General features: G+C 65.4%; 14 protein-coding genes. 1 reads left to right on the top strand and 13 read right to left on the bottom strand.

Going from position 1 to position 14,900, the window contains the following annotated elements; all coding sequences use genetic code 11:
* Positions 1 to 4: 4 nt before the first annotated feature.
* The 3 genes from AC1DN9_RS23685 to AC1DN9_RS23675 form a co-directional block, all read right to left on the bottom strand.
* A complete protein-coding gene (locus AC1DN9_RS23685; RefSeq protein ID WP_478104126.1) occupies positions 5 to 2,047 on the bottom strand; it encodes an alpha-1,4-glucan--maltose-1-phosphate maltosyltransferase in 2,043 nt (680 codons plus the stop codon).
* Positions 2,040 to 3,935, bottom strand: a complete 1,896-nt coding sequence (glgB, locus tag AC1DN9_RS23680; protein ID WP_478104199.1) for a 1,4-alpha-glucan branching protein GlgB — start codon at positions 3,933 to 3,935, stop codon at positions 2,040 to 2,042. The genes AC1DN9_RS23685 and glgB overlap by 8 nt, the downstream gene beginning before the upstream one ends.
* 114 nt (positions 3,936 to 4,049) lie before the next feature.
* Positions 4,050 to 5,030, bottom strand: coding sequence for a LysR family transcriptional regulator (locus AC1DN9_RS23675; RefSeq protein ID WP_478104125.1), 981 nt, complete (start codon positions 5,028 to 5,030; stop codon positions 4,050 to 4,052).
* 207 nt (positions 5,031 to 5,237) lie between these two features.
* Here AC1DN9_RS23675 and AC1DN9_RS23670 point away from each other — a divergent pair, with 207 nt between their 5' ends.
* Positions 5,238 to 5,480 (top strand): hypothetical protein, encoded by a 243-nt coding sequence (locus AC1DN9_RS23670; protein WP_478104123.1) that lies wholly within the window; start codon positions 5,238 to 5,240, stop codon positions 5,478 to 5,480.
* A gap of 24 nt (positions 5,481 to 5,504) precedes the next feature.
* Here the strand turns inward: AC1DN9_RS23670 and AC1DN9_RS23665 are convergent, their stop codons facing one another.
* The 10 genes from AC1DN9_RS23665 to AC1DN9_RS23620 form a co-directional block, all read right to left on the bottom strand.
* Entirely contained in the window at positions 5,505 to 6,206 is a 702-nt protein-coding gene (locus AC1DN9_RS23665; RefSeq protein ID WP_478104122.1) for a GntR family transcriptional regulator, read from the bottom strand.
* Positions 6,207 to 6,331: 125 nt separating this feature from the next.
* Positions 6,332 to 7,321 carry a dihydroxyacetone kinase subunit DhaK gene (gene dhaK, locus AC1DN9_RS23660; protein WP_478104120.1) on the bottom strand — a complete coding sequence of 330 codons (990 nt, stop codon included), beginning with the start codon at positions 7,319 to 7,321 and terminating at the stop codon, positions 6,332 to 6,334.
* 9 nt (positions 7,322 to 7,330) lie between these two features.
* Complete coding sequence (gene dhaL, locus AC1DN9_RS23655) at positions 7,331 to 7,951, bottom strand: dihydroxyacetone kinase subunit DhaL (protein WP_478104119.1); 621 nt, start codon at positions 7,949 to 7,951, stop codon at positions 7,331 to 7,333.
* A gap of 26 nt (positions 7,952 to 7,977) precedes the next feature.
* Positions 7,978 to 9,015 (bottom strand): ABC transporter ATP-binding protein, encoded by a 1,038-nt coding sequence (locus AC1DN9_RS23650; protein WP_478104118.1) that lies wholly within the window; start codon positions 9,013 to 9,015, stop codon positions 7,978 to 7,980.
* Positions 9,008 to 10,129: an ABC transporter ATP-binding protein gene (locus AC1DN9_RS23645; RefSeq protein ID WP_478104116.1), complete on the bottom strand. Its 1,122-nt coding sequence runs from the start codon at positions 10,127 to 10,129 to the stop codon at positions 9,008 to 9,010. The genes AC1DN9_RS23650 and AC1DN9_RS23645 overlap by 8 nt, the downstream gene beginning before the upstream one ends.
* Positions 10,130 to 10,132: 3 nt before the next feature.
* Positions 10,133 to 10,339, bottom strand: coding sequence for a hypothetical protein (locus AC1DN9_RS23640; protein WP_478104115.1), 207 nt, complete (start codon positions 10,337 to 10,339; stop codon positions 10,133 to 10,135).
* Positions 10,340 to 10,358: 19 nt separating this feature from the next.
* Positions 10,359 to 11,321, bottom strand: a complete 963-nt coding sequence (locus AC1DN9_RS23635) for a carbohydrate ABC transporter permease (RefSeq protein WP_478104113.1) — start codon at positions 11,319 to 11,321, stop codon at positions 10,359 to 10,361.
* Positions 11,322 to 11,329: 8 nt separating this feature from the next.
* Positions 11,330 to 12,283, bottom strand: a complete 954-nt coding sequence (locus tag AC1DN9_RS23630) for a carbohydrate ABC transporter permease (RefSeq protein ID WP_478104112.1) — start codon at positions 12,281 to 12,283, stop codon at positions 11,330 to 11,332.
* 31 nt (positions 12,284 to 12,314) lie between these two features.
* Positions 12,315 to 13,646: an ABC transporter substrate-binding protein gene (locus tag AC1DN9_RS23625; RefSeq protein ID WP_478104197.1), complete on the bottom strand. Its 1,332-nt coding sequence runs from the start codon at positions 13,644 to 13,646 to the stop codon at positions 12,315 to 12,317.
* 56 nt (positions 13,647 to 13,702) lie between these two features.
* Complete coding sequence (locus tag AC1DN9_RS23620) at positions 13,703 to 14,734, bottom strand: LacI family DNA-binding transcriptional regulator (protein WP_478104110.1); 1,032 nt, start codon at positions 14,732 to 14,734, stop codon at positions 13,703 to 13,705.
* Positions 14,735 to 14,900: the final 166 nt, after the last annotated feature.

Raw genomic sequence — 14,900 nt, 5'->3', positions numbered from 1 at the left:
CGCCCTATTGGTAGTAGTCGAACTCGCGCTCGTCGCGCACGCGGTGGCGCACCGCGAGGATGTGCGCGGGCAGGCGGTGCGGATCGAGCAGGATGTAGTGCCACGCGCCATGCCATGTGAATCGCTGGTCGCTCAGCAGGTCGTGCATCTGGAACGGCCGGTCGCCCTCCACGCCGACCAGGGCCGGGTCGAGGTGGACCCAGCCGGTCTGCACATTGTGCGGATCGAGATTCACCACGGTGACGACGATCTGCTTGCCGTCCGGCGAGGTCTTCATGTAGGCGATGAGCTGGTCGTTGTCGATGTCCAGGAAGCGCAGGCTGTCGTCGGACTGCAAGGGCACGTTGCCGCGGCGAATCCGGTTGACGCGCGCGATGAAGGGGCGCAGGCCGCTCTCTGCGCTCCAGTCCCATTGGCGCAACTGGTACTTCTCGGAATCGAGGTACTCCTCGCTCGAAGGCTCGCGTGGTGCGTGCTCCATCAATTCGAATGCGGGGCCATAGATGCCGTAGTTGGCCGAAAGCGTGGCCGCGAGCACCAGGCGCGACTTGAACACGGGCTCATCGCCCGTCTGCAGCGCAGCGTGAAGGATGTCGGGCGTGTTGGGCCAGACGTTGGGGCGGAAGTAGTCCTTGCCGGGTCCCTGCGCGAGTTCGGTGAAGTAGGCGGTCAACTCTTCCTTGGTGTTGCGCCAGGTGAAGTAGGTGTACGACTGCGTGAAGCCGAGCTTGGCCAGGCGATGCATCACCTTGGGCCGCGTGAAAGCCTCGGCCAGAAAGATGACCTCGGGGTGCTCGCGCTTGACCTCCGTGATCGCCCATTCCCAGAACCCGAAGGCCTTGGTGTGCGGGTTGTCGACGCGAAACACGGTGACGCCTTGCGCGATCCAGTGGTCCAGCACGGACTTCAGTTCGCTCCAGAGCGCGCGCCAGTCCGGACTCTCGAAGTGAAAGGGGTAGATGTCCTGGTATTTCTTCGGCGGGTTCTCCGCGTACTGGACGGTGTTGTCGGGCCGCCACCGGAACCATGTCGGATGCGCCTTGACGTAGGGGTGGTCCGGCGCGCACTGGTAGGCGATGTCCATCGCGACGTCGATGCCCATGTGCGCGGCCTTCGCGACCAGGCGACGGAAATCTTCCGCCGTGCCGAGCGCAGGCAGGATGTCCTTGTGCCCGCCTTCGGCGGCGCCGATGGCCCAGGGGCTGCCGACATCGCCGGTCTCGGTCGTGAGCGTGTTGTTGCGGCCCTTGCGCTGCAGGCGACCGATCGGGTGGATCGGCGGGAAGTACAGAACGTCGAAGCCCATTGCCGCGACCAGCGGCAGGCGCTCCTCGACATCGCGGAAGGTGCCGTGCGCACCCGGCATGCCCGAGGCCGAGCGTGGAAAGAGTTCGTACCAGGTGCTGAAGCGGGCACGCTCCCGGTCGGCCACCAGCGGCAGTTCGGCCGCGAAGCGGGCCTCCAGGCTGCGATCCGGGTGCCGCGAGGCGATCGCGGCCAGATCGTCGTCGAGCGCAAGCGCCTTGATCTCATTGGCGTTCTTGCCGGCGTTGGTCGCGCCTTCGTCGAGAGAGCGGGCCCATTTCGCAAGAGCCTGGCGGTCGTCGCCGTTCGCCCGGCCCGCGGCCGCGGCAATCTCCAGCGCGCCGGTGCGAACGGCAAGCCGAATGTCGTCCGCGTCGACACGCCGAACCAGTTCATGCCGCCATGATTCGAAGAGATCGACCCACGCGACCACCGTATAGATGTAGCGGCCGGGTACGGGCGGCGTGAAGTCGGCATGCCACTCGTCGTTGTAGCGCAGCTTCATGGGCACTTCGTGGCGCGTGTCGTCGCCATCCTTCCACCATTGAAGCATCACGCGCGGCACATCGTGGCCGTCGGTGAAGACGTGCGCAGTGACGCGGACGCTTTCGCCTGCCACGCGCTTGACCGCGAAACGACCGCCGTCGACGATGGGCATGACCGCATCGACGACCGCACGGCGCCGGCCATCCCCTTCGGCGGATTCGAGTGACTGCGGCGGCGACAGCAGGGCGCTAGGCATCGGACTGCACCTTGAAAAAGAGCGTGGACAGCGGCGGCAGCGTCAGGCACACGGCGTACTTCTGCCCGTGCGAATGCATCGGCGCGGCTTGCACGGCGCCAAGATTCCCCCAGCCCGAGCCGCCGAACGCACGGGCATCGCTGTTGAGAATCTCCCGCCATGTGCCGTCCCGGGGCACGCCCACACAGTAGTTCTGCCGCGGCACCGGTGTCAAGTTGCAGACGACGAGTACCGTGTCGCCCGCGCGCGAGCGCCGCACGAAGGCCACGACACTCTGCTCATGATCGTTGGGTTCGAGCCACCGGAAGCCTTCCGAAGAAAAGTCCAGCTCGTGCAGGGCCGGCTCGGTGCGATAGAGGCGGTTCAATTCGCCGACCAGGTGCTGCACGCCGCGGTGCTCGGCCGCGTCCAGCGAAGGCCAGTCGAGCTGACCTTCATGCGTCCACTCGCGCCGCTGCCCGAACTCGCCGCCCATGAACAGCAGCTTCTTCCCCGGATGCGCCCACATGTAGGCGAACAGCGAGCGCAGGTTGGCGAACTGCCGCCACGGATCGCCCGGCATCTTGCCGATCAGCGAACCCTTGCCGTAGACGACCTCGTCGTGCGAGAGCGGTAGCACGAAGTTCTCGCTGAAGGCATAGACCATCGAGAAGGTCAGTCGATGGTGGTGGTAGCGGCGATGCACCGGGTCCTCATGCATGTAGGCGAGGGTGTCGTGCATCCAGCCCATGTTCCATTTCATGCCGAAGCCGAGGCCGCCCATGTCGGTCGGTCGCGAGACCTGTGGCCAGGCTGTCGATTCCTCGGCGATCGTGAACGTGTCCGGCTGATCGCGGTAGACCGCACGATTGAGTTCCTGGAGGAACCCGATCGCCTGGAGGTTCTCGCGCCCGCCGCGGGTATTGGGGATCCACTCGCCGCCTTGCCGCGCATAGTCGAGGTAGAGCATCGAAGCCACCGCATCGACGCGCAGGCCGTCGATGTGATAGCGATCCAGCCAGAAGAGCGCCGATGAGATCAGGAAGCTGCGAACCTCGTCGCGGCCGTAGTTGAAGATCGCCGAGTTCCACTCCGGATGAAAGCCCTGACGCGGATCAGCGTGCTCGTACAGATGCGTGCCATCGAAGGAGGCGAGACCATGGGCATCCGTCGGAAAGTGCGACGGCACCCAATCCAGGATCACGCCGATGCCGCGCTGGTGCAGATGATCGACGAAGTACATGAAGTCCTGCGGCGTCCCGTAGCGTGCGGTGGGCGCGAAGTAGCCCGTCGTCTGGTAACCCCACGAGCCGTAGAACGGGTGTTCCGTGATCGGCATCAACTCGATGTGGGTGAAGCCGATGGACACCACGTAGTCGGCCAGTGCGTGTGCGAGTGCGCGGTAATCCATCGGGCGGCCGTCGTCACGGCGCCAGGAGCCCGCATGCACCTCGTAGATGGAGATCGGCGCATCGAGGCTGTTGCGCGCGGCACGCGTTCGCATCCATTCAGCGTCAGACCATGTGTAGTCGAGCGACCAGAGTCTGGACGCAGTCGCCGGCGGCGCCTCCGCGAAGCATGCGAGCGGGTCCGCCTTCTCGATCACCCTCCCGGACTTCGAGAGGATGCGGTACTTGTAGGCATGCCCGTGGCGCGCACCCCCGGCATGGCCGTGCCATACGCCGGTCGAGTCCGGACGCGGCGAAAGCGGTTCGGCGTGGCCGTCCCAGTGGTTCCAGTCGCCGATGACCGCGACCGAACTTGCGTTGGGTGCCCACACCGCAAACGAAGCGCCTGCGTCGTTGTCGCGCAGATGCCCGCCGAGGTGCTCGTACAGCCGCGAGTGCGTTCCTTCGCGAAAGAGGTAGGCGTCGGTGTCGCCGAAGGACACGGGGATATTCACGGGAATGGCTCCAGTGCGAGGAAGAACCCACTGTTGTAGTCCTGCGCGAGAGGGGCTTCACGAGCGATAGCGCCCGATCGCGTGTCGGACGACGCCTGACGAAAGTCCCATCCCCCCTGACTACGGTGTGACCTGGTAGGTGCCAGGACCGCCCGATGGATGGAGCGGCGCGGGCTTTTCTTCGGCGGATTCGACCGATAGCGAGCCCAGCCGCGCCACCACCATGTCGTGCAGTCCCTGCGCCGCGGCCGACAGGCTGCCGTCGCGCCGTTGCACGAGGTAGATGCGCCGGGTGAGTTGCGGCAGCGGCAACGGGCGGATCGCGATCGTCTCGCGCCTGAACTGGTAGAGCGTGAGGGCCGGCACCACGCTGATGCCGAGCCCGGCTTCGACCATCCCCATCACGGTGGCCAATTGCTCGACTTCGAGCACCGTGTTCATCGCCAGCGGATGCAGGGCGACTTCGAGCGCCTGCCGCACGCTGCTGTTGCGCGTCATGTGAATGAAGGCCCAGGGTTGCAGCTTGCGCAGCGTGAGCTTCGGCTCGGTCGCGAGCGGGTGGTCGGCGCGGCAGACCAGGTGGAAGCGGTCGGTACACAGCACGCGCATGCGCAGCTCCGAACTGTCGGCGGGGCGCCCGCCGGCCGCCGCCAGCGCGAAATCCGCCTGGCCTCCGCGCACCAGGTCGATGCAGGCATCCGACAACTGATCGCTCAGCACGAGTTCGATGCCAGGCCAGCGCGCGTGGAAGTCCGAGAACATTGCCGGCAGCCAGCCCGCAGCCAGAGAGGGCAGGGCGGCGACATGCACGCGTCCCTTGCGACGCTGCACATGGTCGTCCAGATTGCCGACCGCCCGCTCGATGTCGCCAAGGAGCCGCCGCGCCGAAACTTCGAACACGCGGCCCTCCGGCGTGAGTTGGACACTGCGCGTATTGCGGTCGAAGAGCCGCGCGCCGACTTCGCTCTCCAGCGTGCGGACAAGCATGCTGAAGGCCGGTTGAGAAAGATGGCAGGCCTGGGCGGCGCGCGTGAAGTTGGGCAGGTCGACCAGCGCGACGAAGGCGCGCAATTGGCGAGTGGATAGTTCAGTGGAGGCCATTGATCTGAAAATCGAATAAGCGGATTTTCAGGCAGGCTGGGGTCGTGCGTCTCACATTCCGTATCGCAGGCGCTTGTGCAACGCACCAAACTGACTAATTCGAGCGGATTTCGTCAGAAACCGGCACCGAAGTTGGGCGAAGCTCAGTATTAAGTGTTACTCTTAATTTCATCGAATGATTTTTTGTAGCACTTTAGGAGCGCTCCGATGAAGATGTACCCTGAACTGCACGATAGCGGGCTTGGCGGGCTTGGCCCTGCGCCTGTGAAATCCACGGTGCGGCAAAAGCAGCCCGCCATCAGGAACGATGGCCTGCTGCGAGCATTGAAGAAGGTCCGGCGCGCGGCTATCTTCCCCCTTCAGATCCTCGTATGGGGAGCCATGGCCCTCATGATGTACGCGACGCTCGGGCTCGATGTCGTGAGCGCACTGCTCGAACAATGGGAATAGTTGGAATAGGGCCAGGAGGCCGCCTCAAGTCACCAGTCGCTTGTCGATCATGTGCTTCACGCAGTCCTGCACATGCCTGGTCAGCGTGACCTGCGCACCCTTCCAGTCTCGTTCCAGGGCGCACCTCATCAAGTGCTGGTGCTCGCCGGCCGCGATTTCTCCGCGGTAAACCGCAGCGACCATCTGATAACGCAGATACCGGTCGTAGATGACCGAGTGGGTCTGGAGCAAGACCTGCGAACCGCAAGCCGAGATCAGCGCACGGTGGAATTCACGGTCATAGCGCTTCCACGCCTGTGCGTTGGAACGCTCCTCCACGCTCATGCGGCGCTCCATCGACGCGAGCTTGTGATGGGCCGCGACGACCCTGCCTTCCCATTCCATGTCCCCGGCTTCGAAGGACTCGCGCAAGGCATGCAGTTCGAGGAGGCAACGCATGGCGGCCACTTCGCGCAGGTCGGCCGCCGAGATCGGAGTGACCTGGAAGCCGCGCGAGCCCTCGGCGACGATCAGGCCTTCGGATGACAGGCGATTCAGGTTCTCGCGCAGCGTGCCGACGCTGACCTCGTAGGCATCGCGCATGCGGTCGAGCGTCAGGCGCTCCCCGGGCGCCAGCCGGCCGCTGACGATGTCCGCGCGCAGGCGTTGATAGGTCTTTTCTCCAATGGTTTCTGTCTGCCGCACCTCGTCGAGCATCGCCGTGTCCCGTTTTTGCTCGACGATCATACGCCCGGGCCCGTTTTGCCACCAATCGTTGGAGCCTATTGTTTTTGTTCAATAAAGCTTATTTCGTCGGACGAAATCACAAGAGGACGGGCTCAAGATGTTTCCGGGCCCGATCATCGAACTGCTCACATGCCCCAGCGCAGCGCCGCGGTGTGGACCGGCGCATCCCAGAGCGCCAGGGTCGCGTCGTCCATCGCGCTCACCGTGACTGAGCATCCAGCCATCTCGAGCGAAGTGACATAGGACCCGGTGAGGTAGCGCGCGACCTTGAGCTGGTGGCCGTCGAGCACCTTGCGCATCGCGTGCACCATCAGGTAGAGCTCCATCAGCGGCGTACCGCCAAAACCGTTGACCAGCAGCAGCACCTGCTGCCCGGGCTTGAGCGAAAGATCCTTGAGGATCGCGCCGCCGAGTTCGGCGGCAATGTCGTCGGCCGATGACAGCCTGACCCTGCGCCGGCCGGGTTCGCCGTGGATGCCGACGCCCATCTCCATCTCGTCAGGCCCGATCTGGAAGGTCGGCTTGCCGGCGGCCGGCACCGTGCAGGACGTGAGCGCAACGCCCATCGAGGCGGTGGCCTTGTTGACCGAATCGCCGAGCGCCTTCAGGGCAGCGAGCTTGTCGCCGCGCTCGGCCGCGGCACCGACGATCTTCTCCACGATCAGCGTGCCCGCGACGCCTCGCCGACCGGTGGTGTAGGTCGAGTTCTCGACGGCCACGTCGTCGTTGACGATGACGGTCTCGTTGTCGCAGTCGACCATCTCCGCGGCCATCTGGAAATTCATCATGTCGCCGGAGTAGTTCTTGACGATGAACAGCACGCCCGCACCGGTGTCCACGGCCTGCGCCGCGGCCAGCATCTGGTCGGGCGTGGGCGAGGTGAACACCTGGCCAGGGCAGGCCGCATCGAGCATGCCGTGGCCGACGAAGCCCGTGTGCAGCGGTTCGTGCCCCGAACCGCCCCCCGAGATCAGCGCGACCTTGCCGGGCTTGGGCGTGCGCCGCCGGACGAACGGGCCGGTCTCGCCGAGCGCCACGATGTCTGCGTGCGCGGCCGCGAAGCCGTCCAGGGATTCGGACAGCAGGGAATCGACGTCGTTGATGAGCTTCTTCATGATGCGCTTTCAGGCGGAAAGGGAAGACGGTTGCGCCGGCGAGGTCAGGCTGTCACAGATCGCGCCGATGATCAATGCCACAGAACGCGAGCCCGGATCGACGTGGCCCAGTGCGCGCTCGCCGAGAAAGGACGCGCGGCCCTTGATCGCGTCCATCGCGGCGGTCGAGTCGGCGCTGGCGAAGGCGCATTCGCGAACCCGGGCGGCCAGGCCATCGCCGCCTTCGGCGAGCACCTTCTGCACCGGGTCGAGCACATCGAGCAATGTCTTCTGGCCGACTTCGGCCTTGCCCAGACGAGTGAGTGCCTTGATGCCCGCATCGAGCGCGGCCGCCATGGCGCTCGGCGTCGGCGGGTCGGGCAGTTCCTTGCCGAGCGTGACCATCAGCGTGCCGAACACGGGGCCCGACGAGCCGCCGATGGTCGACATGCAGGTCATGCCCATGGTGCGCAATGCCTCGTTGAGCGACTGGCCGGCGAGTTCGTCGAGCTTGCCCTGGATGGCCAGCGCGCCGCGCCGCATGTTGAGTCCGTGGTCGCCGTCGCCGATGGCCTGGTCGAGGGCCGTCAGTTCATCGACGTGGTCGATCAGCGTCTGGGTTGCGTTCCGGATCAGGTCGATGTCGGCCATGTGTGCTCCCAATGATGTTGCCTGGGTCACGCGCTGATGCGCAGACCCTCGGCGTCGAACCAGAGCGGGCGCACCAGTTCCACGTGTACGGCGTCGTTCGGCGCGAAGCTTGCGTTCGCGGGTGCCGAGACGATGAGTTCCTGGTCGCTGCCGTCGAGGCCGACGTGCACAAGGTGCAGGTCGCTCAGGCGCTCGATGCGCCTGACTCTTGCGGCGCGGTGTGCCCGGCTCGCCGGGCTTGTCGTCTGGCCATGCAGCCTCAGATGCTCCGCCCGCACGCCGACGGTGACCGCGCGCGGCGGGCCGTCGAGTTCCGGCACCAGTGCCCGCGCAACGAGGTTGATGCGCGGCGAGCCCAGCCTGGACGCCACATGGGCGCTGCTCGGGTTCTCGTAGATCTGCTGCGGCGTGCCGACCTGCACCAGCACGCCGTTGTCGAGCACGCCGATGCGGGTGGCCATGGTCATGGCCTCGATCTGGTCGTGCGTCACGTAGAGCATGGTGGCGCCGAGGTCCTGCTGGATGCGCTTGAGTTCGAGCCGGAGGTCATTGCGCAGCTTGGCGTCGAGCGAGGACAACGGCTCGTCCATCAGGTAGATCGACGGGTCGCGCACGAGGGCTCGGCCGATCGCCACGCGCTGCATCTGGCCGCCCGAGAGTCGGGTCGCGGGGTTCTTCAGCTTGTCGTGGATGCGCAGCATGCGTGCCACTTCCTCGATCTTCCGGCGCACCTCGTTCTCGGAAATCGGGCGAAGGGGCGAGCGCAGCGGAAAGGCGAGGTTGTCGTAGACGTTCAGGTGCGGATAGAGCGAATACTGCTGGAAGACGAAGGCCACATCACGCAACGCCGGCGCGAGCGCCGTCACGTCGCGCCCGCCGATGGAGACGCGCCCTGCGTCCGGCTTTTCGAGGCCTGCCACCAGCCGCAACGTGGTGGTCTTGCCGGCGCCGCTCGGACCGAGCAGCACGAAGAACTCGCCGCTCGGCATGTCGAGGCTCAGTCCGTCGATGGCCCGCACTGCGCCGAAGCGCTTCCCGACGTTGGCGAGGCGAAGCTCAGCCATGGCGCGCTCCCTGCCGGGTCCGTTGCGGCGCCTCGTCGCGGGCGGTGCGCAGCGCCCGGCCCGAAGCCGCGTCGAACAGCGAGATCGCCGAGGCGTCGAAGGCCAGTCCGACGTGGTCGCCGCGCGCCACCGGGAGCGTGACGTCGACCTTGGCGCGGACCGTGGCGCCTTGCGCCGTGACCAGCGTGACGACGGTGCGCGTGCCGAGGTATTCGGTCCCGAGCACCTCGGCACGCAACGGCGAGGCTTCTTCGAGACGAAGATGCTCGGGCCGCACGCCGCACAGCAATGCGCGCGGCGGAATGTCTTCGCGCAGGATGGGTACTTCGATCTGCGCCGGGCCGATGCGGATCGCGTGTTCGCCACTCGCAAAGCCCGCTTCGAACGGCAGGAAGTTCATCGACGGTGCGCCGATGAAGTCGGCGACGAAGACGCTCGCCGGCCGCTCATACACCTCCAGCGGCGCACCTAGCTGCTCGATCACGCCTTCGTTCATCACGGCGATCACGTCGGCCATCGCCATCGCTTCCATCTGGTCGTGCGTCACGTACACGGTGGTGGCGTGCAGCCGGTCGTGCAGCGCGCGCAGTTCCTGGCACATCACTTCGCGGAATTCGGCGTCGAGCGCGCCGAGCGGTTCGTCCATCAGGAAAGCCATCGGCTGGCGGACGATGGCGCGCCCGAGCGCCACACGCTGGCGGTCGCCGCTCGACAGCTGCGACACCGGCTTGTCCAGCAGATGCGTGATGCGCAGTGTGCGCGCCGCCTGGTCGACCTGGCGATGGATCTCGGCGCGCGCCATTCCTTGCGAGACCAGCGGGAAGGCGATGTTGTGACGTACGTTCATGTGCGGATAGAGCGCGAACATCTGGAACACGAAGGCGATGTCGCGCGCCGATGCGCGCTTGAAGCTGACGTCCTCGTTGCCGAGGAAGATCTGGCCTGATGTCGGCAGCTCCAACCCCGCGATCATCCGCAGTGTGGTGGTCTTGCCGCAGCCCGAAGGACCGAGCAGGCAGAAGAAATCGCCGTCGCGCACTGTGAAGCTCGAATTCTTCACCGCGGTGAAGTCGGCGAAGGCCTTGTGCAGTTGGTGGACGCGGATCTCGGCCATGGCTCAGTCCGGAAACTTGGAGACGACCATGAACAGCGCAGTGCCGAACAGGGTGGTGATGAACGACCAGGTGAAGAGCGGCATCGCGAGCGGCTGCAGCATCATCACGAGGCCCGCGGTGATCACGATGCAGGCGACGACTTCCATCGGTCCGCGGCGCAGCCAGCGCGGCCATTGGCGTCGGGAGATGGAGGGTGGGGCGGTCGGCATGTCTGGCACTCCTGCACTCCTATTTGCGCACCGCGCCGAAAGTGATGCCGCGCAGCAGGTGCTTTCGCAGCAGGATCGTGAAGACCAGGATCGGCACCAGGAACAACGTGGTTCCGGCGGCGACGGCCGGCCAGTCCTGACCGCCTTCGCCGATGATGATCGGGATGAAGGGCGGCGCCGTCTGCGCGGTGCCCGAGGTCAGCAGCACCGCGAAGGCGTATTCGTTCCACGCAAAGATCAGGCAGAAGATCGAGGTCGCGACGATGCCCGTGGTGGCCTGCGGCAGCACCACCTTGCGGAAGGCCTGCAGCCGCGTGTAGCCGTCGACCATCGCGGCCTCTTCGTATTCGCGCGGGATCTCGTCGATGAAGCCCTTGAGCAGCCACACCGCCAGCGACACGTTGACTGCGCTGTAGAGCAGGATCATGCCGAGTCGCGTATCCGACAGGCCAAGCTCGCGGTACATCAGGAAGATCGGGATCGCCACCGCGATCGGCGGCATCATCCGCGTCGACAGGATGAAGAACAGCAAGTCGTCCTTCAGCGGCACATTGAAGCGCGAGAACGCATAGGCCGCCATCACGCCGATGCCCACCGACAGCACTGTCGAGCCGAAGGCGATGATCAGCGAGTTGACGAAGCGCGGGATGTAGTTCGATCGGCCGGCGACCACCATGTGGTCGTCTCGCGCCACCTTGTCGCAGACGTCGGTCGGTGGCGGCAGTGAGGCGATGTATTCGGGCGTCTGGCGCGAGCGGGTCGTGAAGAGGTTGCAGTAGCCCTGCGGCGAAGGCGTGAACAGGATCTTCGGCGGATAGCTGATCGAATCGGTCGGCGTCTTGAAGCCGGTCAGGATGATCCAGACCAGCGGGATCATCGTGACCAGCGCATACAGCACCACGACCGCGCCGGCGACGAGCCGGGTGCGCGAACTCGGCTCGACGACGGAGTGCGCGGTGCTGATGCCGATACCGATGCTCATGCGGTGCCTCAGCGATTCTTCACGTGGTTGAGGGCCTTGACGTAGATGTTGGCCAGGCCGAACACCGCAACGAAAAGGATGATGGCGAAGGCTGACGAATAGCCGGTGCGCCACTTCTCGAAGGCCTCGCGCTTGAGGGTGATCGAGGCGAGTTCGGTCGCCGAGCCCGGGCCACCCGAAGTCAGCAGGTTGACCATGTCGAACATCTTGAAGTTCTCGATGCCGCGGAAGAGCACCGCCAGCATGATGAACGGCAGCACCATCGGCAGCGTGATCGACCAGAACTGGCGCCACTTCGAGGCGCGGTCGACTTCGGCCGCCTCGTAGATGTAGTCGGGGATCGAGCGCAGGCCCGCGAGGCAGATCAGCATCACATAGGGCGTCCACATCCAGGTGTCGACGATGATGATGGCCCACGGCGCGAGCTTGACCGAGCCGATCATCTCGAACGACGAGGCCGGCACGCCCGAGAGGTACGACACGGCATAGTTGAAGAGGCCGGTCTGAGGCTGGTAGAGGAAGGCCCAGAAATTGCCGACCACGGCGGGCGACAGCATCATCGGGATCAAGATCATCGTCGTCCAGAAGCCGTGGCCGCGGAACTTGCGATCGATGAGGTAGGCCAGCGCGAAGCCGATCAGCACCTGCAGGAAGATGGTCCAGAACAGGAAGTGGGCGGTGGCCTGCATCGCCAGCCAGATGTCGGGGTCGGTCAGCACCGACACGTAGTTGTCGATGCCGACGTCGACCACCGTCGCGTTGGGCCGGTTGGCCCGGTAGTTGGTGAACGACAGCTTGATCGTCCAGATCAGCGGGAAGATGTTGATCGCCAGCAGCAACAGCATCGTCGGGCCGACAAACAGCCATGCGATCGCGCGGTCGGAGAGACCGCGCATCCGCACCGCCACGCTGGGCGGCGTGGCCTGCGCGGCGCGGACGACGATGACGGTCGGGTTCTGCATCGACGATGGATGGCGACTGCGGCCGGGCGCGTTACTTGGCCTTGCCGTCGTCCTTGAAGACCTTCTTCCAGTCCACCACCAGTGCATCGAGCGCCTCCTTGGCGGTGCCCTTGTCGGCGACCACGTAGTCATGCACGCGTTTCTGCATCGCCAGCAGCAACTGAGCATACGAAGGCTCGGCCCAGAAGTCGACCACCATGTCCATCGAGTCGAGGAACGGCTGCGCGAACGGCGAGCTCTTCGGATAGGCCGGGTCGTTCAGCACCGCCTTGGCAGCCGACGAACCGCCGATGGCCTGCCACTTCTTCTGCACCTCGGGGTTCGCGAACCACTTGATGTATTGCAGCGCCTCGTTCCGGTTCGGCGAATAGGAAACCACCGAGATGCCCTGGCCGCCGAGCTGCACGCCCTTGGCCTTGTCCGAGGGATTGACGAAGAAGCCGATCTTGTCGCCGCCGACGTTCGGGTCCTTGTAGAGGCCCGGGAAGAAGGCGAACCAGTTCATCATCATCGCGACCTGGCCCGACTTGAAGGCGTCGAGGCCTTCGGTCATGTAGGCATTGGTCAGCCCGGGCGGTGTGGCGCCCTTGTAGAGCGCCTTGTAGAACTCCAGGCCGCGCACCGCGTCGGGCGAATTCACGAAGCCGTCCATCGCATACGGCTTCTTCGGGTCCTCGTACTTGAAGCCCATCGGATAGAGCACGTTGGTGACGCCCATCGTGATGCCTTCGGAGCCGCGCTCGGTGAACAGGTAGGCGCCGTAGACCTTCTTGCCGTCGATCATGCGGCCCTGGAAGAACTCGGCCACTTCCTTGAATTCGGTCCAGGTCTTCGGCGGCGCGAGGTCGCGGTTGTACTTCTTCTTGAACTCGGCCTGCAGCTCGGGCTTGGCGAACCAGTCCTTGCGGTAGGTCCAGCCGACCGCATCGGCCATCGCCGGCAGCGCCCAGTAGTTGGGTGTGTTCTTCGGCCACTCCGCGTAGCCCACCACGGTGGCGGGCGCGAAGTCCGTCATCTTGATGCCTTCCTTGTCGAAGAACTCGTTGAGCTTGACGTACTGGCCTTGCTCGGCCGCGCCGCCGATCCACTGGCTGTCGCCGATGATGAGATCGCACAGCTTGCCCTTGGAGTTGAGCTCGTTGAGCATGCGGTCGGCAAAGCTGGTCCACGGCACGAACTCGAACTTCATCTTGATGCCGGTCTTCGTGGTGAAGTCCTTCGAGAGTTCGACCAGCGCGTTGGCCGGGTCCCAGGCAGCCCAGCAAAGGGTGATGGTCTTGTCCTGAGCGCGCACGTCGGCCGCGGTCAGGCTGAGCACGGTGGCAGCGGCGAGGGCGATCACCCCCGGGAGCATCTTGGACATCGATTTCATGGTCTGTCTCCAAAGGTTGGGTTCAGGGGCACATACCGGGCGTCCGCTCAGTGAAGGTTCTCGGCCGTCAGGATCTCGATGCGCGGCTGCACCACGTTGAGTGCGCCGCGAACGTTCTCGCACAGCGCGCGCAGCACGCGCGCAGCCGTCAACACGCAGTAATGAATGTCCTGGTGCAGGACATAGGAAAGGGAATCCGCGCCCAGCAGCGAGGCATGGGCGTCGGTGAAGTCGTGGACGACCACGCCAGCCTGCGGCGCCAGCCCGGCTTCCGCCATGGCGCGCGCAACCCCCGCGCTGCCCGAGCCGACGTTGTAGATGCCCGCCACGCGCGCCGGATCGATCTCGTTCTGCAATGCCTGCAGCAACGCTTTGCAGGCGCCGTCGTCATCGGCCGGCAGGTCGGGCGTGCGCACCAAGCGCAGCTTCGGAAAGCGTTCCTCGATGGCGTGCGCATAGCCGATGCGCCGCTCGATCTCCGCCGACAGACGGGTCGCCTGCGATGACAGCAGCAGCGTGTCGCGTCGGCTGTCGTTGGCCATCCGTCCCAGCAGCAGGCCGGCGGTCCGGCCGGCGGCGCGGTTGTCGGCGCCGATGCAGGTCTCGCGCATCGAACCCGCCACGTCGGAGAAGAGGGTCACCACGTGGACGCCGGCGCGCACCAGTTCGTTGATGGCGCGCTTGATCGGCGGCATGTCGGGCGCCAGCACGGCCACCCCTTCGCAATCGGCGACCTGGGCCAGTTCCTCGGCAAAGCGCGCGGGGTCGGTGGCGTCCATGCGATGCGTGACCTCGGTGATGTGGGCATGCCGGAAATCGCCCGCCGCCTGTGCGATCTGCCGCTCGACCAGATCGAGGAAGGGCGTCGGGTCCGCGGGCAGTACGTAGGCGAACCGCGCATTCGCGCCGCGGCGTGGCCGGCCCGGCTGCTGCGGGGCGCCAAGTTCCTCGACCACCTGCATCACGCGCTGCACCGTTTCGGCATTGACCCCGGGGCGCCCGTTGAGCACGCGGTCGACCGTGGCCGTGCCTACGCCGGCAGTCCGTGCGATGTCGGCGATGGTGGGTGCTGAAGACATGCTTGATGGTGTTCTGATTGTTTGATCGTATTTACATCGTTAATTAAATCAATCAGGGTTTTGGAGCATTCGGCCGGCGCGTGCTCGCGCCGCGAGCGCGGCGTCGTCCTGCACCGAGGGGACCTTTGTTCCGGCAAGCGGCGCGCTGCGATTCGTCACAAAATGA

The sequence above is a fragment of the Variovorax sp. 05L425 genome, assembly GCF_056397705.1.
Note: the sequence above shows the minus strand (reverse complement) of the source record. Positions and strands in the feature narration are given on the sequence as shown.

Coding starts and splice junctions, on each gene's coding strand:
- AC1DN9_RS23685 (WP_478104126.1), bottom strand. CDS start 2,047: ATGCCTAGCGCCCTGCTGTCGCCGCCGCAGTCACTCGAATCCGCCGAA.
- AC1DN9_RS23675 (WP_478104125.1), bottom strand. CDS start 5,030: ATGGCCTCCACTGAACTATCCACTCGCCAATTGCGCGCCTTCGTCGCG.
- AC1DN9_RS23670 (WP_478104123.1), top strand. CDS start 5,238: ATGAAGATGTACCCTGAACTGCACGATAGCGGGCTTGGCGGGCTTGGC.
- AC1DN9_RS23665 (WP_478104122.1), bottom strand. CDS start 6,206: ATGATCGTCGAGCAAAAACGGGACACGGCGATGCTCGACGAGGTGCGG.
- dhaK (WP_478104120.1), bottom strand. CDS start 7,321: ATGAAGAAGCTCATCAACGACGTCGATTCCCTGCTGTCCGAATCCCTG.
- dhaL (WP_478104119.1), bottom strand. CDS start 7,951: ATGGCCGACATCGACCTGATCCGGAACGCAACCCAGACGCTGATCGAC.
- AC1DN9_RS23650 (WP_478104118.1), bottom strand. CDS start 9,015: ATGGCTGAGCTTCGCCTCGCCAACGTCGGGAAGCGCTTCGGCGCAGTG.
- AC1DN9_RS23645 (WP_478104116.1), bottom strand. CDS start 10,129: ATGGCCGAGATCCGCGTCCACCAACTGCACAAGGCCTTCGCCGACTTC.
- AC1DN9_RS23640 (WP_478104115.1), bottom strand. CDS start 10,339: ATGCCGACCGCCCCACCCTCCATCTCCCGACGCCAATGGCCGCGCTGG.
- AC1DN9_RS23635 (WP_478104113.1), bottom strand. CDS start 11,321: ATGAGCATCGGTATCGGCATCAGCACCGCGCACTCCGTCGTCGAGCCG.
- AC1DN9_RS23630 (WP_478104112.1), bottom strand. CDS start 12,283: ATGCAGAACCCGACCGTCATCGTCGTCCGCGCCGCGCAGGCCACGCCG.
- AC1DN9_RS23625 (WP_478104197.1), bottom strand. CDS start 13,646: ATGTCCAAGATGCTCCCGGGGGTGATCGCCCTCGCCGCTGCCACCGTG.
- AC1DN9_RS23620 (WP_478104110.1), bottom strand. CDS start 14,734: ATGTCTTCAGCACCCACCATCGCCGACATCGCACGGACTGCCGGCGTA.